General features: G+C 57.6%; 23 protein-coding genes. 8 read left to right on the top strand and 15 right to left on the bottom strand.

Annotated elements, in window-relative coordinates:
- Nucleotides 1–52: 52 nt before the first annotated feature.
- Nucleotides 53–484 (top strand): DNA polymerase III subunit psi, encoded by a 432-nt coding sequence (locus JG725_RS12275; RefSeq protein ID WP_172290126.1) that lies wholly within the window; start codon nt 53–55, stop codon nt 482–484.
- The gene (rimI, locus tag JG725_RS12270; protein WP_199378199.1) at nt 435–878 is read left to right on the top strand and encodes a ribosomal protein S18-alanine N-acetyltransferase; all 444 of its coding nucleotides are present in this window, start codon (nt 435–437) and stop codon (nt 876–878) included. Before JG725_RS12275 ends, rimI begins: the two co-directional genes overlap by 50 nt.
- A gap of 8 nt (nt 879–886) precedes the next feature.
- On the opposite strand, the gene JG725_RS12265 is transcribed toward rimI, so the two are convergent.
- Genes JG725_RS12265 through JG725_RS12235 form a run of 7 tightly spaced genes read right to left on the bottom strand, consistent with a single transcriptional unit; the run spans nt 887 to nt 7,275 of the window.
- Complete coding sequence (locus tag JG725_RS12265) at nt 887–2,074, bottom strand: PotD/PotF family extracellular solute-binding protein (RefSeq protein ID WP_172290128.1); 1,188 nt, start codon at nt 2,072–2,074, stop codon at nt 887–889.
- The gene (locus JG725_RS12260; RefSeq protein ID WP_172290129.1) at nt 2,074–3,126 is read right to left on the bottom strand and encodes a GTP-binding protein; all 1,053 of its coding nucleotides are present in this window, start codon (nt 3,124–3,126) and stop codon (nt 2,074–2,076) included. Before JG725_RS12260 ends, JG725_RS12265 begins: the two co-directional genes overlap by 1 nt.
- Nucleotides 3,127–3,128: 2 nt before the next feature.
- The gene (locus tag JG725_RS12255) at nt 3,129–3,425 is read right to left on the bottom strand and encodes a hypothetical protein (RefSeq protein ID WP_199378197.1); all 297 of its coding nucleotides are present in this window, start codon (nt 3,423–3,425) and stop codon (nt 3,129–3,131) included.
- An 11-nt stretch (nt 3,426–3,436) separates the two neighbouring features.
- Nucleotides 3,437–4,183, bottom strand: coding sequence for an SDR family NAD(P)-dependent oxidoreductase (locus JG725_RS12250; RefSeq protein WP_199378195.1), 747 nt, complete (start codon nt 4,181–4,183; stop codon nt 3,437–3,439).
- A gap of 10 nt (nt 4,184–4,193) precedes the next feature.
- Nucleotides 4,194–4,970: an SDR family NAD(P)-dependent oxidoreductase gene (locus JG725_RS12245; RefSeq protein WP_199378193.1), complete on the bottom strand. Its 777-nt coding sequence runs from the start codon at nt 4,968–4,970 to the stop codon at nt 4,194–4,196.
- Between the two features lie 50 nt (nt 4,971–5,020).
- Complete coding sequence (locus tag JG725_RS12240) at nt 5,021–6,361, bottom strand: MFS transporter (protein ID WP_199378191.1); 1,341 nt, start codon at nt 6,359–6,361, stop codon at nt 5,021–5,023.
- Nucleotides 6,362–6,393: 32 nt separating this feature from the next.
- Nucleotides 6,394–7,275, bottom strand: a complete 882-nt coding sequence (locus JG725_RS12235) for a polysaccharide deacetylase (RefSeq protein ID WP_172290134.1) — start codon at nt 7,273–7,275, stop codon at nt 6,394–6,396.
- 437 nt (nt 7,276–7,712) lie between these two features.
- Between JG725_RS12235 and JG725_RS12230 the strand changes: the two genes are divergently transcribed.
- The 5 genes from JG725_RS12230 (at nt 7,713) to JG725_RS12210 (ending at nt 14,706) form a co-directional block, all read left to right on the top strand.
- Nucleotides 7,713–8,735, top strand: a complete 1,023-nt coding sequence (locus JG725_RS12230) for a GntR family transcriptional regulator (protein ID WP_233356413.1) — start codon at nt 7,713–7,715, stop codon at nt 8,733–8,735.
- A 177-nt stretch (nt 8,736–8,912) separates the two neighbouring features.
- Nucleotides 8,913–9,464 carry a sigma-70 family RNA polymerase sigma factor gene (locus tag JG725_RS12225; RefSeq protein WP_172290135.1) on the top strand — a complete coding sequence of 184 codons (552 nt, stop codon included), beginning with the start codon at nt 8,913–8,915 and terminating at the stop codon, nt 9,462–9,464.
- A complete protein-coding gene (locus JG725_RS12220; protein WP_199378189.1) occupies nt 9,464–10,426 on the top strand; it encodes a FecR domain-containing protein in 963 nt (320 codons plus the stop codon). The genes JG725_RS12225 and JG725_RS12220 overlap by 1 nt, the downstream gene beginning before the upstream one ends.
- Nucleotides 10,427–10,513: 87 nt before the next feature.
- Nucleotides 10,514–12,976, top strand: a complete 2,463-nt coding sequence (locus tag JG725_RS12215; protein WP_199378187.1) for a TonB-dependent siderophore receptor — start codon at nt 10,514–10,516, stop codon at nt 12,974–12,976.
- A 65-nt stretch (nt 12,977–13,041) separates the two neighbouring features.
- Nucleotides 13,042–14,706 carry an ABC transporter ATP-binding protein/permease gene (locus JG725_RS12210; protein WP_172290138.1) on the top strand — a complete coding sequence of 555 codons (1,665 nt, stop codon included), beginning with the start codon at nt 13,042–13,044 and terminating at the stop codon, nt 14,704–14,706.
- A 26-nt stretch (nt 14,707–14,732) separates the two neighbouring features.
- On the opposite strand, the gene deoD is transcribed toward JG725_RS12210, so the two are convergent.
- The 6 genes from deoD to JG725_RS12180 all read right to left on the bottom strand — a co-directional run bounded on the left by deoD (nt 14,733) and on the right by JG725_RS12180 (nt 20,608).
- On the bottom strand, nt 14,733–15,452 hold the full coding sequence (gene deoD, locus JG725_RS12205; protein ID WP_199378185.1) for a purine-nucleoside phosphorylase: 720 nt from the start codon (nt 15,450–15,452) through the stop codon (nt 14,733–14,735).
- 46 nt (nt 15,453–15,498) lie between these two features.
- Nucleotides 15,499–16,722 (bottom strand): phosphopentomutase, encoded by a 1,224-nt coding sequence (deoB, locus tag JG725_RS12200; RefSeq protein WP_199378183.1) that lies wholly within the window; start codon nt 16,720–16,722, stop codon nt 15,499–15,501.
- Between the two features lie 60 nt (nt 16,723–16,782).
- A complete protein-coding gene (deoA, locus tag JG725_RS12195; protein ID WP_172290141.1) occupies nt 16,783–18,114 on the bottom strand; it encodes a thymidine phosphorylase in 1,332 nt (443 codons plus the stop codon).
- Between the two features lie 52 nt (nt 18,115–18,166).
- A complete protein-coding gene (gene deoC / locus JG725_RS12190; protein ID WP_199378182.1) occupies nt 18,167–18,946 on the bottom strand; it encodes a deoxyribose-phosphate aldolase in 780 nt (259 codons plus the stop codon).
- A gap of 229 nt (nt 18,947–19,175) precedes the next feature.
- A complete protein-coding gene (gene dmeF / locus JG725_RS12185; RefSeq protein ID WP_172290143.1) occupies nt 19,176–20,183 on the bottom strand; it encodes a CDF family Co(II)/Ni(II) efflux transporter DmeF in 1,008 nt (335 codons plus the stop codon).
- A gap of 149 nt (nt 20,184–20,332) precedes the next feature.
- Nucleotides 20,333–20,608, bottom strand: coding sequence for a metal/formaldehyde-sensitive transcriptional repressor (locus JG725_RS12180; protein ID WP_172290144.1), 276 nt, complete (start codon nt 20,606–20,608; stop codon nt 20,333–20,335).
- Between the two features lie 167 nt (nt 20,609–20,775).
- Between JG725_RS12180 and JG725_RS12175 the strand changes: the two genes are divergently transcribed.
- Nucleotides 20,776–21,069: a GIY-YIG nuclease family protein gene (locus tag JG725_RS12175; protein ID WP_172290418.1), complete on the top strand. Its 294-nt coding sequence runs from the start codon at nt 20,776–20,778 to the stop codon at nt 21,067–21,069.
- Here JG725_RS12175 and JG725_RS12170 read toward each other — a convergent pair.
- On the bottom strand, nt 21,066–21,569 hold the full coding sequence (locus tag JG725_RS12170) for a GNAT family N-acetyltransferase (protein WP_172290145.1): 504 nt from the start codon (nt 21,567–21,569) through the stop codon (nt 21,066–21,068). The two genes, JG725_RS12175 and JG725_RS12170, sit on opposite strands and share 4 nt — an antisense overlap.
- Nucleotides 21,563–22,087, bottom strand: a complete 525-nt coding sequence (locus tag JG725_RS12165) for an SCP2 domain-containing protein (RefSeq protein ID WP_172290146.1) — start codon at nt 22,085–22,087, stop codon at nt 21,563–21,565. The genes JG725_RS12170 and JG725_RS12165 overlap by 7 nt, the downstream gene beginning before the upstream one ends.
- Nucleotides 22,088–22,205 lie beyond the last annotated feature (118 nt).

Here is a 22,205-nt window from a genome sequence, read left to right as displayed (position 1 = left end):
CGATGGGTTTGCTAGCATAAGCGGCATAAACCCGATCCGCACAGGATAAGGCATGGAATCAAGACGTGACTGGCTGCTACAACAACTGGGGATTACGCAGTGGACGCTGACGCGCCCGGCGGTGTTGCAGGGAGAAATCGCCGTCACTCTGCCGGCCCGGGTTCGTCTGGTTATTGTGTCGGCCGAACCGCTGGCCGGCGACGATCCGCTGCTGGCCGATGTGCTGCGCAGTCTGTCGCTCACGCCCGAACAAACATTCAGCCTGACGCCGCAACAGGTGGTGATGCTCCCCCCAAACGCCCGCTGCCACAGTTGGCGCTTGGGCGTCGAGGAACCGCTTGCGCTGGAAGGCGTCCAACTCACCAGCCCGGCACTGACCGAGCTTTACCACAACGCCGACGCCAAACGGGCGCTCTGGCAGCAGATCTGTAAACATGAACACGATATCTACCCTGATGCCGGCCGATCTGGCGCAAGCCTTTGAGATTGAACAAGCCAGCCACCCTTTTCCCTGGACGAAACAAACCTTTGCCAGCAATCAAGGGGAGCGTTATTTCAATCTGAAGCTTACCCGCCACGGGCAGTTGGCGGCTTACGCCATCACCCAGGTGGTGCTGGATGAAGCCACGCTGTTCAATATCGCCGTCCACCCGGATCATCAGCGTCAGGGGTTGGGACGCCGACTACTGGAACATCTCATTCAGGAGATGGAGACGCGCGGCATAGTGACGCTATGGCTGGAAGTTCGCGCCTCCAATCAGCGGGCGCTTGCGCTCTATAACAGTCTGGGCTTCAACGAGGTCTCGCTGCGGCGGGATTATTACCCCACGGCGGAAGGCCATGAGGACGCCATCATTATGGCGCTGCCGCTGGGGTAACGGGCGCGTCAGGCATGAAGAAAGTCCTGCCAGCGCCTTACCAGATAGTTGTGTTCATCCATTACCGAGTTCCACACCGCTATGTGGCTCATGCGCTGTGCGTAGCAGCCGCCGTCGCGGCGTTCGCCTTTGGCGATCATCGGCTCGCCGAAGGCGTTGGGCAGCATCTCCGCCGCCGGTTTGCCGTCGTACCAGAAATCCCACTCCGCCGCCGACAGATAGGGCCGGCTGCGCTGTGGATTGGAAATGTAATATCCTTGTCTGGCCATCACCGCTCCGGGCCAGCCCGACTGCCACCAGTTGAGGTATGCATAGGCGGCATCTTTCACCTTTCCTGTCGCGCAGCGCGACAGCGACAGGCCGCCATACCAGGCCCGATAACCTTCACGCGGCATCGCCAGCTTATAGCCGTTCTGGCGAAAATGGTGGCGGAAATAGGTCGGCGCCCACAGGCTCTGAATCCCCACCTGCCGATCGTCAATCAGCTCACAGGCCTCATCCGGGGTGGCCCAGAACGCGGCAAAATGGCCGTGTCGGCGGTGGCTGACCAGAATATCCGTCAGGGTGTCGATCTCTTCCAGCGTCAGATTCCCCACGCTGGCGAAGTTCGCCAAACCGGCGCCCTGCACCGCCAAGGCCGCATCGAGCGCCCCCATCGCCGCATCGTGTTGCAGCGCCGCCTGTCCGCCGTAGGCGGGATGCAGCAGCCAACTCCAACTCTCCTCTTCCCCCTGTAACGAATCAGGCAGACGGTCGGCGTGATAAGCAAAGCTGTCGGCATTGTGCGTGAGCGGCAGCATGCTGATGAAATCGGCGGGGCGGCTGCTGAGGTGGTTATCGCGCTGGACGTAAAGCCGGTCCACCGGCACGCTGCCGTCGCCAGGGTGCCCGCCGGGCAATAGCGAACCGAACTTGGGCAGATTATTGATTTCGTCCCAGTATTTCAGGCGTTTGATCTCCAGCGGCTGAATCGCCCGCGCCGGCCAGACGAAATCAATATTATGAAACCACTGATCGTACAGGTCGTAGCATTCAGGGTGCATGACCGCGATGCGCTGGGCGTCTTCGACGTTATGCACCAGATAGTCGATTTTAATCCCCAGATCCTGCGCCGCCCGGTTACGCAGCAACTCCAGCAGCGTGACCGAGGTGCCGAGTACGCGCAGTGTGGTGGTCGAAGAAGAAAGGCTGGACATTATGTTGGGGCCTTTTCGCTGATAAAGGGCTGCTGAAAGCGTAGAAAAGCCTGCCTGAGCGTTGCCGGGTCAATCCCCCGCATAATAAATACCAGTTGCGACTCACGCAACTTACCCGGCCATGCCGCCATGTGCTCCGGCGGATGCAGGCTGTGCTGCACGCCGTGGATCACGATGGGCGACGCGCTCTCATTCACGCGCAGGATCCCTTTCATACGCAGTACCGATTTACCGTGGCAGTGCAATAACAGCGACAGCCAAACGGCAAAGGCGCTCCAGTTGATATCATTCTCCAGCGTAATCACACAGGTGTGGGTTTGCGGGTGGGAAGCCTTGAGGGCGGCGGCAGGGGCGGCGATTAATGCCGCCGACGCCGCGTTCCCCAGCCAACGAAATACCTGATGCTTGATCGCCGAGGCGTCCTCGCCCGACGTCATCCGTGCGACGAACAATCTGTCGGGATGCTGGAGCGCGCGGGCGCTCTCATCAATCTGCGCCATCGGGTTGAGACGCGCAAGATAATCCTTCAGCGGCGCCAACGCCGCGCCGTCGACGCGATCGCATTTGCTCAGCAGCAGCGTATCCGCCGCCGTTACCTGCGCCAGCCACTCAGGCTGATGCTCCGCCTGATCCCAGGCGTGCTCGGCATCCACCAGCGTGATCACCGCGCCCTGAGCAAAGTGATACTGCAACTGCCTGTCGTGCAACAGCGTGGAGAGAATAGGCGCCGGATCGGCAAGGCCGGTGGTTTCGATCACCACGTGGCGGAAAGGCGGCAACTCGCCCCGCTCTCTGCCTTCATACAGATCCAGCAGCGCCTGCTTCAGTTCGCCGCGGATCTGACAGCATACGCACCCGCCGGGCAACAATACCGTATCCGGCGCGATCGCCTGAAGCAGAAAATGATCGATGCCCACCTCGCCGAACTCATTGACCAGCACAGCCACGTCACTCCCGTCCTGACTACGCAGCCAGTGCTGTAACAGCGTGGTTTTACCGCTGCCAAGAAAACCGCAGAGAATGTGCACCACCAGCTTTTCTTCTCGTCGCATGGTTATCTCCCGCTCTCCAACGCAGCCAGCCAATGCTCATCCAGCGGATCGAGGGGCCGCCGGATGATCCCTTCCGCCGCCTGCCAGATCTCATCGAGACTGTTGACCATCACCTGCTGCCCGGTCGGGCCGGACAACGTCCAACTGTTATAGAAGTCATGCAGTTTGATCCCAAAGGGCGCCAGCACATGATTTAACACCGCCCGTTGCTGCTGGCGCTGCTGATAACGCGGAAGCGAACGCTGCAACGGATCGCTCCACTGCGGGCCGCTGTCCAATAAACCACAGACTCCACACATTCGCTTTCTCCTCAGGGCATGACATCGCCGGAATTGGGCCCCAGCGTCTGACCGACGAACAGGTTGCCGCCCGGTTCGCTTGCCAACAGTAACGCCACCGGCGCCACCTCTTCCGGCCTGCCGAAGCGGCCAAGCGGCAACTCCGCCGCTTTAGCCTGTTTCCAGGCGCGGCTTATGCCATCGACCAGCGGCGTCTCAATCGGCCCCGGCGCAATGGCGTTAACCAGCACATTGTGGGGGGCCGCCTCCAGCGCCAGCGACTTGGTAAAACCAATCACGCCCGCTTTGGCTGCGGCGTAGTGGCATAGCTCCGCGCCGCCCTTGATCCCCAATTGCGAGGCGATATTGATAATCCGCCCCCACTTCTGCGCCACCATGGCTGGCAGGGCGCGCTGTGAAGCCAGGAATACGCTGCGTAAATCCACCGCCATCATCTCGTCCCACATCGCCAGCGAGATCTCGCCACAGGGTGCCTGGGTCAGAATACCGGCGTTGTTGACCAGAATATCGATGCCGCCGTAGTGGCGCAGACAGCGATCCACGCTCTGCCTGGCTCCCGCGGCGTCGCTGACGTCGCAAACACAGCCTTCACACTCGGCGCCAAGGGCGCGGCACGCCGCCACCACGTTCTCCAGCACTGCGGCATCGCGGTCGGCCAGCAGCAGACGGGCGCCGTTGGCGGCAAACAGCCGCGCTATCTCAGCGCCTATGCCGCTGGCGGCGCCGGTAATCACCGCGTTTCGGTTTTGTAATTGCATGCTTCCTCTCCTAATCAGGCCAGCGCACGGTCAAACCGCCGTCGATAATCAGACTTTGACCGGTGATATAGCTGCTTGCTTCGCTGGTCAGAAACGTGACCAGATTGGCGACCTCTTCCGGCCGTCCTACCCGGCCCAGCGGAATACCGCGCGCCGCCTGTTTTAAGCCCTCCGGTCCCAGCGAATTCTCGGCATCCAGCGACTGCGGCGTTTCGATTAGCCCCGGGATCACCGCATTGCAGCGAATCCCTCGCGGCGCCAGTTCCACCGCCATTGAGCGGCAAATCCCCGGCACGCCCGCTTTCGCCGCCGCATAGTGCGCGTGATCCTGCCACCCATAGAACGCCCCGGCGATGGAGGAAATGGCCACCAGACTGCCGCCGCTCGTCATACGGACGGACGCTTCGCGAAAGCAGCGCATCACGCCGGTTAAATCAACATTGAGCATGGCATCCCACTTTTCGTCGCTCATCTCGCCAATCGGCGAGCGGCGCAGCACCCCCGCGTTGGCCACCACGTAGTCGATCCGTCCGAAGTGCTGACAGGCCGCGTCGGCAAACGCCGCCACCGATGCGGTTGACGCCACATCCAGCGGCAGCCAGATAGCCTCGCCCCCCGCGGCGGCCACCGCGGCTTGCGCCGCGTCGGGATCGTGGGGATCGGCGGGATAATATCCCGCCACAACACGCACGCCTTTGCGTGCGTAGGCTTGCGCCAGCGCCAGACCGATACCGCTGGCGGCGCCGCTGATCATCGCCACGGGCGCGGAAGATAACGTTTCAGCCATAGCTGAACTCCTTCAATGAATAAGCGGAGAGGCCGGCTCTCCCCGCGGGGTTATTTCACGTCGTCTGCGCGGATATGCTGCGCCAGCAGAATAATCACGCCCGAGATAAAGCATGGCAGCGCCCCAAACCACAGCGCCGCACTCTGCCAGTCACCGCCGCTGCTCAACATGCTGGTGGTGCCGATACCGGCCAGAATGGCGCCCACCGGCCCCATCGCCCCGATCAGCGATCCGGCGGTGGCGCGAATGGCGGTAGGGAAACTTTCGCTGATAAAAAACAGCGCGGCGGCATACGGGCCAATCAGGAAAAACAGCCCGATGCTGTAGAGCGCGACAATGGTGCCGAAGTCATCCGGGCAGAAGAGCATGGCGGCAAAGGCCACGCCGCCCAGCATCCAGCCGATGGCAATGGTATTGCGGCGGCCGAAGCGATCCCCCAGCCAGCCGTGTACCAGATAACCGCAGTATCCGACCAGATTCGACAGCACCAGAATCAGCAACGAGTTACTGAACGAGACATCGTGCGTTTTGGTAATCACGGTCGTGCCGAGCACGCTAAAGATCTGAATGGCAAACCAGTTAAGCAGGATGGCGCTGCCCAGCACCAGCGTCGCGCGCAGCGACGTGCCGCGAAAAGCCGCCGCCAGACCGGCATTTTGATGATCCTCATAGTGAATTTGATAATCCTGCGCCACCTGACGGGCATCATCAATCTGCCCGGCTTTGCGCAACGTCTGGATATGCTGATGAACCTGAAACTGCGGTGTTTCTTTCAGTTTCAACGCCAGAAAAGCAATCACCAGAGAAGGTAACGCGGCGAAAACAAAACTGCCCTGCCAGCCGATCAGCGGCATCAAAAGCGCGGTGAGGGCCGATGCCACCAGCGCCCCTACCGGCCACCCGCCCTGAACCAGACTGTAGATAAAGCCTTTACGCCGATTCAGTTTCGGATCGTCCAGCGCCGCATAAAGCTCGGTCAAATAGGTGGCGTTAACCGTCTGCTCGGCATAACCAAGACCGGCGACCGAACGGATCACCGTCAACGCGCCTTTGCCCCATGCGCCGCCGATCGCCGTCAGCAGGGAGCTGATGGCGGAGCCGCCGACGGTGATCACAATACCGAGCCGGCGTCCAAGCCGATCCACCAGCGGGCCGACAGCCAGCGCCACCACCGCGCCGCCCACCGCAACCCAGGTGGCAATTTCAGCCTGCTCAACCTCACCCCAGTTAAAATGATTGCCGATTTCCGGCAGCAGCGTCCCAAACAAAATAAAATCATAGACGGCGAACACCCAGGCAAAGAAAGCGATCCAGGTCGCGAATTTCACGTCCTTGCTCGTCAACTGCTGGGGTTGCCAGCCATTAACCGTCGTTTTTTTATACAGGCTCATTTTTCTATCACTCTTTTAGTGGTGGAAGAAAATTACAGGGCGCGCGGCTTGCGCTTCTGGAAATCGTCGGCAATTTCATCGAACGTCAGAAAACGGACGCCCTCATGGCTCTGGATATGCTTGATCAGACGTTCCAGCATCAGCAGAACCTGCGGTCGCCCCGACACATCAGGGTGGATGGTCATGGTAAAGACGGCGTAGTCATTTTCGCGGTAGACCCAATCGAACTGGTCGCGCCACATCTCTTCCAGATGGCGCGGATTGACGAATCCATGACTATTGGGGGATTTTTTGATGAACATCATCGGCGGCAGATCGTCGAGATACCAGTTGGCGGGGATTTCGATCAAATCGGTTTCCTCGCCGCGCACCAGCGGTTTCATCCAGGTGTCCGGGTGCTGGCTGTAGTCAATGCGCGTCCAGCTGTCGCCGACCCGGACATAGTAGGGATGAAAGTCGTTGTGCATCAGGCTGTGGTCATACTTGATGCCCTTCTTCAGCAGCAGTTCATTGGTGACGTTGCTGAACTCCCACCACGGCGCCACGTAACCGGTCGGCCGTTTTCCCGACAGCGTCGTCACCAGATCGATACAGCGATCCAGAATGGCCTCTTCCTGCGCCGGCGTCATGGCGATAGGATTTTCATGGCTGTAGCCGTGCACGCCGATTTCATGACCGGCATCGGCAACCGCCTTCATCTGTTCAGGAAACGTTTCGATGGAGTGACCGGGAATAAACCATGTCGTTCGCAGTTGGTGATCCGCAAACAGCTTAAGCAGTCGCGGCGCGCCGACTTCACCGGCAAACAGGCCGCGCGAAATATCATCCGGGGAGTCTTCTCCGCCATAGGAACCCAACCACCCCGCGACCGCATCAACATCAACACCGAAAGCACAAAGGATCTCTTTAGCCATGTTATTTCTCCATTACAGGTTACGACAGGGAAGAAAGCGGCAAGCTGACGGGATTCCCCCCGCCGTACGGCATGACATAAAAAATGCGGGTTGGCGCCAGCGCTCATTTTTCTATCAAAAAAACGTATGTTTATATAAAAAATACATTTTATACCTGCAAATAAAATGCCAACGCTTAACGAAAATGTCGATTATTTGTTCTAAAATAAGGGATAACATCAAAACGCGTTGTCCTTAAACGGCTTTTAATCGACTTAACTCAAGCGATAACCCGCGGTTTAACGGATAAAGGCGAAATATATATAAAAATGGATATTTGATTTCATGATTCATTATCGTGCAGGCGCACCATATGAATGCATTTTGTTTACCCGATAGGAACGATCAACTTAATCAGAGGGTATGCAATAATGCAGTATTCACTCAGGCGAGGATCAATGAGCCAAAGGATGCTTAACGAAAGCAAAGACGTAAGAACCGAAGCCCGCGGCGCGGCGCGATATGAGATGATCCATCAGGTTCTCAGGAAGGCAATCATAGAGGCGCAAACCGTACCGGCCGGATTAGTGCTGCTGGAAGGCCCGTTGGCCGAGCTGTTTGGCACCAGCCGGGTTCCGGTGCGTCGGGCGCTGGGTCTGCTGCATGAAGAGGGACTGATCGCCCGTTTTGAAGGCCGGGGGTTTATCGTCGCCGCCGAGGGAGAGGATATTGAGCCTCAGCGCCTGGCGTTAAACCGGACCGTGCTGGGGCTCGATCAGGATCATGCCCTGGTCGATACCCGCAGCGCCGGGGAAAAGGTATTGAGCGATCTGCAAGAAGCGCTGTCGACCTGCATGGTATTCGGTCATTACCAGCTTAACGAAGGTCAAGCCGCCGAGTTTTACAACGTCAGCCGCAATATTATTCGTGAAAGTCTGGTGCGCCTGCGCGATCGAGGGCTAGTGGAAAAAGAACCCTATTCGCAATGGTTGGCCGGGCCGTTGACGGCCAGAGAGATCAAGGATCATTACCAGATCCGCGCCTGTCTCGAACCGGCGGCGCTGCGTCAGGCGGCGCCCTATATTACACAGCGTCAGATCGCCGAAAATCTGGAACGTCTGGAAAAACTGAAAAAGGGCAAAGTGACCGCCGCCGAGCTGGAACGCGTCGAGGACGATCTTCACCTTTTTTGTCTGGAGCCGGCGGGCAACCGGGCGCTGATCGAAATTCTGCGTCAGAGCCAATCTCCGCTTATCGTCACCCGCATTTTCTATGAGACGCTGTCGATCGCCGTTGATCATGCCACCATCAACGAACACCGCCTGATCTATGAAATGCTGCTTCAGGAAAGCTGGGAACTGGCGGCGATGAGCCTCCATGAGCATCTTGAGCGTGCGCAGATACGCACGCTGCAAAAACTGAAAGTGCTGTCGGTTCTGCCGGTTCCCATATTGCCGCCTTATCTGCACAGGCTCAGCTAGCCTCGGAGTTTATCATCAATCCGCATACCGTCTGGCGTTATGACTGAGACAGTAATCGGCGGCGTCTGGTATGGCAGGCGTTGCGTGTGTCAATACCCCATTGAAATAAAAATCATTCTCACTTAAAATGTGACACACGTCTTGTTTTCCCGGCTATCCCGTTTTCAGGCCATTGATATGTCATCAGCCCAAATCGATACCGCAGCAGACATTCATCTGCTCTACCGCCAGCATCACGGCTGGCTGCAAGGGCTGTTGCGCAAACGGCTGGGAAATCTGTACGATGCCGCCGATCTGGCTCAGGATGTTTTTTTACGTCTGCTGATCAAACCGCGTCAGTTCGACAGCCATGCCGGAGCACGCGCCTATCTGAGCGTGATGGCGCAGGGAATGTGCGTGGATTTATGGCGGCGGCGGGAAATTGAGCGCGCCTGGCTGAATTCGCTGGCTGCCCGGCCGGAACCGGTCGTGCTGTCGGCGGAACACAGCAATATCATTCTTGAAACCCTGTATCAGGTCGATGCCATGCTGCGGGCGCTGCCGGAGAAAGTCCGCGCCGCGTTCGTCATGGCGCAGATTCAGGGATTAACCTACCGGGAAATCGCCAGCGTCCTCAGCGTCTCGGAACGCATGGTGAAGAAATACATGGCGCAGGCCATGCTGCACTGCGTATTGCTGGAAGCAGAAATAGAAGAAACCACCCTCGCTTGCCAGAAGACCGCCACCTGATGAACAAACCCGGTTTTATCGCATTACAGCAGGCCTCGCAGTGGTATGCCCAGCTCTGCGAGCTTGAAGGCGACCATGAACACCATCACCACTGGCAACGCTGGATGGATGAAAGCGAGGAAAACCGCTGCGCCTGGGAATATGTGCGGAAAGTCAGCCAGCGCTTTCAACCGTTACGCGGCGACAGCCAACAACCCGCCATCAACGCCTTGCTGCATCAGCCCGCCGACATGAACCGCCGCCGCGCCCTCAAACTGGCGGCGCTGTTGAGTACCGGCTCACTGCTATCCTGGGCGACCTATCGCTATACGCCGCTGCGGGGTTCTCTGTTGGCGATGACGGCAGACCATCACAGCGCCACCGGCGAAATTAAACGTCTTGTGCTACAGGACGGCACCCGCCTCTGGCTGAATACCGCCAGCGTAGTCGACGTGCAATTCGACAGCCAACGGAGACAGCTGGTTCTGCTGGCCGGCGACATCATGGTTGATACCGCCGCGGATCCCCGTCCGTTATCGGTATCCAGCGCCGAGGGACAAATGCTGGCGCTCGGCACCCGCTTCAGCGTAGAGCAACATGACGGCACGACGCATTTAGCCGTCTATAAAGGCGCCGTCGAGGTCACCGCTCGCCATGCTCAAGCGGCGCGCCGGGTTGATGCCGGTCAGCGGCTGGAATTCAATTTTCAGGGACAGGGGCGGCAGTTACCGACCGCACGAACCGACGCCGACTGGTCGCGGGGGCTGCTACAGGCGGATAACCTGTCGCTGGGCGAGGTTATCGCGCAGCTCTCGCGCTACCGCCACGGCTATCTGGCCTGTCAGCCCGACGTTGCCGCGCTGCGGGTGATGGGGACGTTCCCGCTGACGGATACGGATGCCGCTCTGGCGATGCTGGCGCAGACATTTCCTATCCGCATTCACCGGCGTTTTTCCTGGTGGGTAACGGTGGAGAAAAAATAGTTATCATTCTTGTTCCCTTTTTAACGCCGTCCTTCGATTCACAGTAAAAGCACAATTTCTTCACTCTGGGTTAGAAGGCAAATCAATATGTCATTTCCATCGTTTCTCTCACTATCCGGCGCGAGCCGGGCAGCAACTCCCCTCGCGCTTGCCGTCCGGCTGCTGTGCGGCGCGCCGCTGGTACTGTCGTCCGGCATCGCGCTGGCAGAGGTTCAGGCACCGCACGCCTACGCCATTCCGGCAGGGCCGCTAAGTCAGCAGTTAAACCAGTTTGCCGCTCAGTCCGGCGTGTATCTGGCGGGCGACGCCAGTCTGGCAAACGGCAAGATGGGCGTCGCGTTACAGGGAAACTACAGTGTGGAGGCAGGATTCAGCGCCCTGCTCGCCGGTAGCGGTTTGCAGGCGGTGAGACAGTCCGGCGGCGCCTATATGTTACAGCAAATACCGGCGGGCGATGAGATGCTGGTGGTGGCCGCGGTTAACCGTAACGGCATCACCGAAGGCACCGACTCCTACACCACCCGCAGTATGAATACCGCCACGCAGTTAAACCTGTCGCCGCGCGAAACGCCGCAGTCGGTGAGCGTGGTCACCCGCCAGCGGATGAACGATCAAAATATGACCTCGCTGGATGAAGCCATGAGCCAGACCACCGGGGTGAATGTGGTCAATCAAAGCTCTTACCAGGTCAAGTTTCAGTCGCGCGGTTTTACTATGGATAACGTCAAGGAAGACGGCGTAAGTTCGTCTTTCCAGAACAGCGTGTCCGGCATGGGGTTTTCCGAAGCCGCCAGCGAATCGCCCGATCTGGCGATTTACGATCGAGTGGAGATCCTGCGTGGCGCATCCGGCCTGACGCAGGGTAACGGTGAACCGGGCGGCACCGTCAATCTGGTGCGGAAAAAGCCTACCTATGGTTTTCAGGCGTCGGCCAGTACCGGCGTCGGGAGTTGGGACAACTACCGTAGCGAAATGGACGTGTCCGGGCCGCTCAATGACGATGCCAGCCTGCGCGGCCGCTTTGTCGGCGCTTATCAGGATAAACAGAGCGCCGTCGATTATGTCGACAGCGACCGCCAGGTGCTATTCGGTACGCTGGCCTGGGATATGACGCCCGATACCACCCTCACGACGGGTATCAACTGGCAGAAAACCCATACCGTGCCCGATTTATACGGGATACCGATGTCCACACGCTACGCCAATCTTAACTTGCCGCGCTCAACCTTCCTCGGGGCCAGTTGGAACCGTATCACTTTTGAAAAAATCAATCCCTTTGCCGAAATCGAGCACATATTTAATAACGACTGGAGGCTTAACAGCGCCCTGAACTACACGCATGCCAGCGCCGAAAGCAAGGCCATCGGAATATTTGGCAACGGCTCTAACGGCGTGGACAGCAATAGCGGCAGCGCAAAACTGAATAATGCTATCCAGCGGGATAACCGATCGGATCAATGGAGCTACAACCTGAGCCTGAGCGGCCCCTTTACGTTGCTGAACCGTAATCATGAGTTGGTCGTCGGCGGAGACTATCAAAAAGAGAATTTTGATAATTTGTTTGGCGTTGTCGCCAATACCGGCACCGTCAATGTCTACGACTGGGAGCCGGCCTCGCTGCCCGAACCCGACTGGCCGGATTATACCCGCCGCTACCAGTACGGCATCTATCAGCGCGCGCTGTTCGCCACCACCCGGCTGGAACTGGCCGACGACTGGAAGCTGATTGTCGGCAGCCGCTACAGCGCCTTCAGCTATGATATGTACAACACCAACCGCACCACCGGTAAAACCAGCCACGGCAGCAGCTACAAAGTTCGCGACAAACTGATTCCTTACGGCGGTCTGCTGTGGGATTTCGCGGAACATTACACCTGGTATGCCAGCTACAGCGATATCTATAAGCCGCAGGAAGCCATAACCCGCACCGGCAGTCTGCTGCCGGCCGTGACCGGAAAAAACTATGAGACCGGTATTAAAGGCGAGTTTTTTGATGGCGATCTGAATGCCTCGGTTGCGCTCTACCGCATTATCCAGGCCAACCGCGCCGTGGCGGATAGCGGATGTCTGACCAGCGATTACTGCTCTCGCGCCGAAGGCAAAGTGCGCAGCCAGGGCGTTGAGATGGAAGTCTCGGGCAAGCTGGCCGAAGGCTGGCAGTTATTTGCCGGCTATACGCTGACCAATACCCAATATCTGCACGGAGAAGAGGATGAACAGGGACAACGCTACAGCCCGCATACACCGCAGCATATGTTCAAACTGTATAGCAGCTACAACCTTCCCGGCAGCCTGAATCCCTGGACTCTGGGCGCGGGGCTGACGGCGCAAACCGACACCAACACCACATATAACGTCTCTCAGGGCGGTTACACCCTGTTTAACGCCAACATCACCTATCAGTACAGCAAAAACCTCAGCTTTAATCTGGTGGGCAATAACCTGGGCGATAAAGTGTATTACCGCACGCTGAACAATCGCCATCGCGGCGGCTACAACTTCTACGGCGACCCGCGTAATTTTATGCTGACGGCGAAATATACCTTCTGATTGCCTGACCTCACTTACCGACAGAACGTGGCCTGCAAACGGCAGGCCGCGGGTTGACTAACCTGATGCCGACATTAAAACGCTTTTATCAGTTAATCGCGCCGTTCTGGTTTACCCGCCGGGCGGTGTATAGCTGGCTGCTGCTGCTGACCATTATCGCATTGACGCTATCCGTCGTCTGGATCAGCGTGCTGTATAACAACTGGAGTAAAGACTTTTACGATGCGCTGGCCGACTACTTTCAGCACGCCTCCATCCAGGCGCTGGCCTGGCGCTATGCGGGCTATACCGCTCTGTTCGTGTTGGTGATAGTCTGCGGCAACTGGCTGAAAAAACTGCTGATTATCCGCTGCCGTCAGGACATGACGCAGCATTTTTCACAGGCGTGGCTAACCCGCTGCGCCCACTACCGGCTCAGCCTGCGCGGCGAACCGGATAACCCGGATCAGCGCATTGCGGAAGATATCCGGCTGTTGATTGAACAAAGTCTGGAACTGCTGCTTTCGCTGCTGAAAAACATCGCCCGCTTCTTTTCCTTTATCGTCATTCTGTGGCAGTTGTCCGGCGTGCAGACGTTCACTGTCGGCGGCCACGGCATAACGGTTCATGGCTATCTGGTATGGATTGCGTTGGGTTACGCGCTCGTCAACAGCCTGTTCGCCCATCTGCTGGGGCATCGGCTGCACGGGCTGAATGTGGAAAAACAGCGCGCCGAGGCAAATTACCGTACCACGCTGCTGCGGGTGCGTGAGCATACCGAACAGATTGCCTTTTACCGAGGGGAAGAGGCGGAGCAAACGCGGATGAGTCAGCGCTTTCAGGCGATCGTCAATAACTGGCGCAGCCTGATGGGACGTGAATTCCGGCTGGAAAGCTTTATCACCAGCTATTTTCGCCTCAGCCTGATGATCCCGGTCTTTGCCATTCTGCCGGTTTATCTGGCGCGTCAAATCACGTTGGGCGCAGTCATGCAAGCCAGTACCGCTTTCGGCTATGTGCTGGACGCCTTCGGCTGGTTTATCGACGCCTATCGTCAGTTGGTGGCCTGGTCCGCCACCATCGAGCGGTTATGGGAGTTCCAGCACAGCCTGCGGCGGTTGCCGAACTTGAACGTAGCGCCCCGCGCAGGCGATGCCTTGCACATTGAGGCGCTTAGCGTCCAGCTCCCCGACGGCGCTCCTCTGTTTGCGCCGCTCACCGCCACCCTGAAAGCGGGAGACTGGGCCGTGCTGTCGGCGGCCAGCGGCAGCGGAAAAACCACATTACTGCGCGCTCTTGCCGGTCTGTGGCCCGCGGTACAGGGGCAATGGCGACTTCCGGCAGGCAAGACGCTGTTTTTGCCGCAAAAGCCCTATCTGCCGCAGGATACCTTGCGCCGGGCGCTTTGCTACCCGCTGACGGAGACGCCGGATAACGCCTCGCTGCATCGGGCGCTAAAGCAGGTCGGCCTGCCGTCGCTGATCGCCAGACTGGATGAATCATCCAACTGGAGCCGGGAGTTGTCCGGCGGCGAGCAACAACGGTTGTCGCTGGCTCGCGTGTTATTGCTGCATCCTACGCTGCTGTGTCTGGATGAAGCCACCAGCCAGTTGGATGATGACGCCGCCCTGCAACTGCTCACCCGGTTAAGGCAGGCGCTGCCGCGGATGATTGTGTTGGCCGTCAGCCATCAGCCCGCGGTGTGCGCCCGGTTTGAGCATCGCTTCTCTCTGACGCCCTGCCGCCGTTGACGGCGGCAGGGACTGACGGCGGTTATTTACTCGCTATCGCCCAGCAGAATAGATTCCAGCGCGATTTCGATCATTTCATTGAACGTCGTCTGACGCTCTTCCGCCGTGGTTTGTTCATGGGTGCGGATATGATCGGATACGGTACAGATCGCCAACGCTTTGGCGCCGAACTCGGCCGCCACGCCATAAATGCCGGCGGCTTCCATTTCGACGCCCAGAATGCCGTACTTTTCCATTACGTCGAACATTTGCGGGTCCGGCGTATAGAACAGATCGGCGGAGAAAAGATTGCCGACGCGCACGGACACGCCGCGCGCTTTCGCCGCATCCACGGCATGACGCACCAGATCAAAATCCGCAATGGCCGCATAATCGTGATCCTTAAAACGCAGGCGGTTCACTTTGGAATCCGTACAGGCGCCCATGCCGATCACCACATCGCGCAGTTTTACATCGCTGCGCACCGAGCCGCAGGAACCCACACGAATGATTTTCTTCACGCCAAACTCGGTAATCAATTCTTTGGCATAGATAGAGCAGGAAGGGATGCCCATTCCGTGCCCCATCACTGAAATCTTGCGGCCTTTATACGTTCCGGTAAAACCCAACATGCCGCGCACGTTGTTCACTTCGCGGGCCTGTTCCAGAAAGGTTTCGGCAATATATTTGGCGCGCAGCGGATCGCCCGGCATCAGTACGACGTCCGCAAAGTCACCCATTTCCGCATTAATATGTGGCGTAGCCATGCTCTTATTCCTTATCAATCAGCATAAAAAAATTTAATCGGCGCGGTTACAGGATGGATTTACCGTAATCCATCGGCGATAAATCAAAGTACTTCGCCACTGTCTGTCCGATATCCGCAAAGGTATCACGATGCCCATACGAACCGGGTTTCACTTTCGGCCCGTAAATCAACACCGGCACATGCTCGCGCGTATGATCGGTGCCAGGCCAGGTGGGATCGCAGCCGTGGTCGGCGGTGAGGATCAGAACATCATCCCCTGTCACCCGCGAGAGCATCTCCGGCAGACGGCGATCGAACAGTTCCAGCGCCGCGGCATAGCCCGCCACGTCACGGCGGTGGCCGTACGATGAGTCAAAATCGACAAAGTTGGTAAACACGATGGTGTTATCCCCCGCCTGATCCATTTCTTGCAGCGTGGCGTCAAACAGCGCGTCGATGCCCGTGGCTTTGACTTTGCGGGTAATACCGACATTGGCGTAAATATCCGCAATCTTACCGACGGACACCACCTCGCCGCCCTTTTCCGCCACCAGTTTTTTCAACATGGTCGGCGCCGGCGGTTCCACCGCCAGATCGTGTCGATTGCCGGTACGCTGGAAATTTCCAGGCTTATCGCCGACAAACGGACGGGCAATCACCCGCCCAATGTTATAACCGCCTTCGGTCAACTCTTCACGGGCGATTTCACACAGTTCATACAGTTTATCCAGACCGAACGTTTCCTCATGGCAGGCAATCTGGAATACCGAATCGGCGGAGGTATAGAAAATCGGCTTGCCGGTTTTCATGTGCTCTTCGCCCAGTTGATCGAGGATCACCGTGCCGGAAGAGTGGCAGTTGCCCAGATATCCCGGCAAATTGGCACGCTTCACCAGCGTATCCAACAGCGCTTGCGGGAAGCTGTTTTCTTCATCCTTGAAATAACCCCAGTCGAACAGTACCGGTACGCCGGCAATTTCCCAGTGCCCTGACGGGGTATCCTTGCCGGACGAAATTTCGGCGGCATGCACATAAGCGCCGATAATCTCGGCCTGTGGATCCAGCCCCGCAGGAAAAGTACCCGTTGATTCCTCGGCCGCTTTTCCCAATCCTAACCGGCTGAGGTTCGGCAAATGCAACGCGCCTTTGCGCCCCCGATCGGCCTTTCCCGCCGCACAAGCCTGTGCGATATGGCCCAGCGTATCCGAACCGGCATCGCCGAAACGATCCGCATCGGCGCTGCTGCCGATGCCAAACGAGTCAAGCACCATAATATAGGCACGTTTCATTGTTCATCTCCTGCGTTGTTACACGCCGCAGGCAAAGCCTGTCGGCGTTGGAAATAGATATCACACATCATCGGCGCTCATGCGACGATAGATAATCGGTGTTTTTTGCACGGCCTTATCGCCCAGCGTAATGGCCGCCCGCACGGCGTTTGCCGCCTGTTGCCATTGCGCTTCCGTATTGGCATGGATCACCGCCAGCGGGCGCTGGCTGTCGGCACGCTCGCCCAGACAGGCGATTTCGTTCATCCCCACGCTGTAATCAATCGCATCGCCGGCCTGACGGCGACCTCCGCCCAAGGCCACGACCGCCATGCCCAACGCCCGGGTATCCATGGCGGTCACGATCCCCCCACGTTCGGCAAAAACGGGTTTACTCAGGATAGCGGCGGGTAAATAACGCTCATAATGCTCAACAAAGTCAACAGGGCCATGCTGAGCCGCCACCATCCGGCCAAAAACATCGGCCGCGTCGCCGCTATCCAGCGCAGTTTGCAAACGCGCGCGGGCATCCGCCGCGGAATCGGCCAGACCGCCGGCCAACAGCATTTCTTCGCACAGCGCCATCGTGACTTCATACAAGCGTGGGTTGCGCTGCTCCCCGGTCAGGAATCGTACCGCCTCCCGCACCTCCAGCGCATTACCGGCGCTGGAGGCCAGCACCTGATTCATATCGGTAAGCAGCGCGCTGGTGCGGCAACCGGCATTATTGGCGACCCCGACGATCGCCTGCGCCAGCTGCTCCGAAAGATCATAGCTCGGCATAAATGCGCCGGAGCCGACCTTCACATCCATCACCAGCGCATCCAGCCCTTCGGCCAGTTTTTTCGCCAGAATAGAGGCGGTGATTAGCGGTATGGAATCCACCGTGGCAGTAATATCGCGCGTAGCGTAGAAGCGTTTATCCGCAGGCGCCAGTGAACTGGTCTGGCCGATAATCGCCACGCCGACCTGTTGAATGATTTGTCGGAACGCGCTGTCATCAGGGAAGATGTTCAGCCCCGGAATGGATTCCAGCTTATCCAGCGTGCCGCCGGTATGCCCCAACCCACGCCCGGAAATCATCGGCACGTATCCCCCGCAGGCGGCGACCATCGGCCCCAGCATCAGCGAAGTGACATCGCCGACGCCGCCGGTAGAGTGTTTATCCACCAGCGGGCCATTCAGATTAAGGCGTTTCCAGTCGAGAACCGTACCGGAATCACGCATCGCCAGCGTCAGGGAAACACGCTCCGCCATCGACATATCATGAAAGTAGATGGTCATTGCCAGCGCGGCAATCTGCCCTTCCGACACCGTATTATCACGGACGCCGTTGATAAAGAAGCGGATCTCCTCATCGCTCAACGGGTTGCCGTCACGCTTCTTGCGAATGATTTCCTGAATCAGAAACAAAGCCTGCTCTCCTGATGAGTCGATGAAGAAAGGGTTGGCAGCCGCATCACGCTCAATAACCGCCGGATTGACCTGTGGTTTGATGACCTAACGCCGCCAGCAGGCTGGTCAACAAACTCGATGCCCCGAAGCGGAAATGCCGCGCGCTGACCCACTCCGGCCCCATAATATCGTCAGCCAGTTGCAGATAAATTGCGGCGTCGTCGGCACTACGCACGCCGCCCGCCGCCTTGAACCCCATGCGTTCTCCCACGCCTTTATCACGTATTACTTTCAACATGATTTCCGCGCTCTGAGGCGTGGCATTCACCGCCACCTTGCCGGTGGAGGTTTTGATAAAATCAGCGCCGGCGTCAATGGCGATTTCACTCGCCTGACGGATCAGCGCCTCCTGTTTCAGTTCCCCGGTTTCAATAATCACTTTCAGTAGCACATTGGCCGCCTGACAAACCGATTTACATGCCTGCACCAGATCAAAACCCACCTGGGCATTACCGGCAATCAGCGCGCGATAAGGGAACACGACATCCACTTCATCCGCCCCATAGGCAATCGCCGCGTTGGTTTCCGCCAGCGCGATAGCGATATCATCATCGCCGTGAGGGAAGTTCGTCACGGTCGCGATACGAATTTCCGGCGTTCCCTGCTCGCGCAGCACTTTCCGGGCCAGCGGGATAAAACGCGGATAGATGCAGATAGCCGCCGTCTCCCCTGCCGGGCTGTTGGCCTGGCGGCAAAGCGCAGTGACTTTCTCATCCGTATCGTCATCATTAAGGGTGGTTAAATCCATCAGCCCCAGCGCACGCTGCGCGGCGGCAGTCAACGTTGTCATACAACACTCCAACTCGAATTATTTAGGGTATAGCAGATAAAATACCGGAGAACATCCTGGTATTTGAACACGCAGCGCCGGGTTATTTTGCGTTACGATTCACACTTAATGTAAAAGTGATGTAATGGAATAAGATTATATGTGATTTTGATCACATATATACCCTAAATAATTCGAATAGCGGGCAGGAAAGGCCCAGCCTCAGCCCTCGATGAAGCAGACAGGCAGGTTATCCCGCAGGGATGGCGTTAACTTCAACGGTGATGTGAACCAGTTCCTCATGTATGGCCAACTGCCGCTTGTAATAGTCGGGGCTGACGGGCTGTTCGGTCGTCAAACTCAGGATACAGGCATATTTTGCCGTTCCCACCCGCCATACGTGTAGATCGGTTAGCTCAGCGGCAATGGGACTGGCTTCGATAACGTCCTTGATTTCATTGACTACCGGCGCATCCATTTCCGCATCCAGCAAAACGCGACTCGTCTGGCGAATCAAGCCATAAGCCCATACGGCAACCAAGATGGCGCCCACAATCCCCATAACCGGATCCAACCAGGCGGCGCCCCACAGCTTGCCGCCGATCAGCGCCACAATCGCCAGAACGGACGTCGCCGCATCGGCGATCACGTGGAGATAGGCCGAACGCAGATTCAGATCCTGATGCCCCTCATGGGACGTATGCGCCTGGTGCTCGGGATGAGGGTGATGTGAATGAGGATCGTGGTGCGAATGAGGGTCGTCATGTGCATGGCGATGTCCGTGCGAGTGACCATCGCCATGTGAATGGTGGCCGCGCAGCAGCCAGGCGCAGGCCAGATTAACCAGCAAACCGACCACAGCAATCGCAATCGCCTGATCGTATTGGATCGCAGTCGGATAGAATAACCGTTCTACCGACTCATACAGCATAACCAGCGCCACGATCGCCAGCAGAATGGCGCTGGTGAAGCCCCCGAGAATTTCGATCTTCCAGGTGCCGAAAGTAAAACGCGTATCAGAGGCCAGCCTTCGGGCGGTTGCATATGCCAGCGCGGAAAGCCCCAGCGCCAGCGCGTGGGAGCTCATATGCCAACCGTCGGCCAGCAGCGCCATGGAGTTGAAATACCAGCCGCCCAGAATCTCAACCACCATCATCACCGCCGTCAGCAATGTGGCATAGCGGGTGTTTCTTTCCGCCAGAGGATTCCCCTCATCAAAAACATGTGAATGCGATCCGCTTACCTGTGTCAATGACATCACCTGCTCCCTCGCCCCTGTAATATACTCCCCCCCAGTATATTACACTTAATGAAACAGTGAACCTAATCATCAGCGAAAAGCAAAATAGCCGGATAACAAGAGGAATACCGCGGACGACACTACGCCGCCCGCCGGGTGCGGAATCTTTATTTGAGGTAGGATCGGATCACGGAGACAATCTCTTCAAGATCGCTGCTGCGCTCTTGCGATGAGTGGCTTTCATCCATTAAATGCTCACGGATATGCCCTTCCAGCACTTCCGTCATCAGACCATTGACCGCGCCGCGCACCGCCGCTATCTGCTGCAAAATATTCAGGCAGGGCATCCCGCTTTCCAGCGCTTTTTCAATCGATTCGGTCTGGCCTTTTATACGCCTGACGCGCGCCAGCAGCTTTTTCTTACCCTTAATGGTATGCGACATACCTTCCCCCGGATATACCATTAATCATGAAGCAGAGTATAACGCAGCGCTAACCTGCGGGCATCGTCAGACACGTTTTTTCCAACAGACGCCGCCCGACTTCAATCTGTCGCGCAGGCGTCGTAGAATGCCCGCAGACCCATGCGACAAAAGCGATAAATAAAACCATGACCGCACACTCCGCCGCTCCCCACTGGTATTTGTATATGCTGCGTACGGCAACCGGCCTGCTCTACACCGGCATCACCACGGATGTGACCCGCCGGCTGGCTCAGCATCAGTCAGGAAAGGGGGCGAAAGCACTGCGGGGAAAAGGCGAATTGACGCTGGCGTTCCAGTGTCTGGCGGGCGATCGCTCAAGCGCGTTAAAGCTGGAATACCGTATCAAGCAGTTAAGCAAAGAGCAAAAAGAACGGCTGGTGCAAGACCAGCCCGTATCGCTATCCGACCGTTTATCCTAGAAACGATTAAAGGGCTCGGCATATTGCACCAGCCCGCTCGCCCCTTCGAAATGGTTATCCGCCAGCGGATACACCTGAAAGGCGGCGTCGCTCTCAGGCCAACGGCAATACAACTGTTGTTCCGCCGCCGGAACGAAACCAAACCGGGCATAATAGGCCGGATCGCCCAATACCACCACTGCGGTGTAGCCGAACTCATTGAGCGCATCCAGACCCTCATACACCAGTTGTTCGCCCAACCCTTGCCGACGCAGGCTTTCTTCCACCGCCAACGGGGCCAGCGCCACCCATTGACGATCTTCTCCTTCAATGAGTACCGGGCTGAATGCGGCATATCCCACCACGCCGCCTTCATCATCCGTCGCGACAATGCCTAACGTTAGCTGCCCATCTTCACGCAGTTGATGGATCAGATCGGCCTCGGCCTCCGTCGGAAATACCCGACGCAACAGGCTATCGATCCCCGCCGCATCGACCGGTATTTCAACACGCACTAACATGAGACAGATGCATGATTAGCGGATTGAACCACGCCCTCTTGTAAACCCGCCTCGACAAAATCGGCCAGCTGCAACAACCCGATACGCAATGGCGCCGGCATAGCTTCCAGTTCAATGGCGTCCATCAGGTTTTTGACATACAGCCCGAGTTCGGTGTCGCCCTCGATACGCAATCGACGCTGAAAAAACAGCGTATCCGGATCTTCCTTACGCGCCGCGATCAGGATGAGATCGTTCGCATCGGCGCTGAAGCTGACGTCCGCCACTTCCTGATTGCTCACCACCAGCCGGTTATCGCGCAGCGTCATACACCACTGCAAGCCGATGTCCCGAACCTCAATCTTTAACCAGCGATCGGCCAGAAACGCCAGATCGCCGTCCTCCAGCGCCTGACGAAACTGCCAGCTCAACATTTGCTCCAGAACCTGACGCTGTAAGGCAAAAGGAGTGAACTTTAATGGCTTACCCAATAAGCCCGGCCCCTGGCGCACAATCTGCGCCCGTAGTTTTTCCAACACTGGCGTACTCCTCTTAACGCGATCTGTCCGTTCAGACAATCTATAGCCATTCTGCCACATCACACAAAGGCAGCCGAGGTCTATGTCAATAATTTAGTCTGTTCTTCGCCTATCCCGC

Origin of the sequence: Brenneria sp. L3-3C-1, from assembly GCF_016456245.1 — a bacterium.
Lineage (GTDB): Bacteria > Pseudomonadota > Gammaproteobacteria > Enterobacterales > Enterobacteriaceae > Brenneria.
The sequence above is the reverse complement of the archived record's forward strand: the minus strand, read 5'-3'. Positions and strand labels throughout refer to the sequence as shown.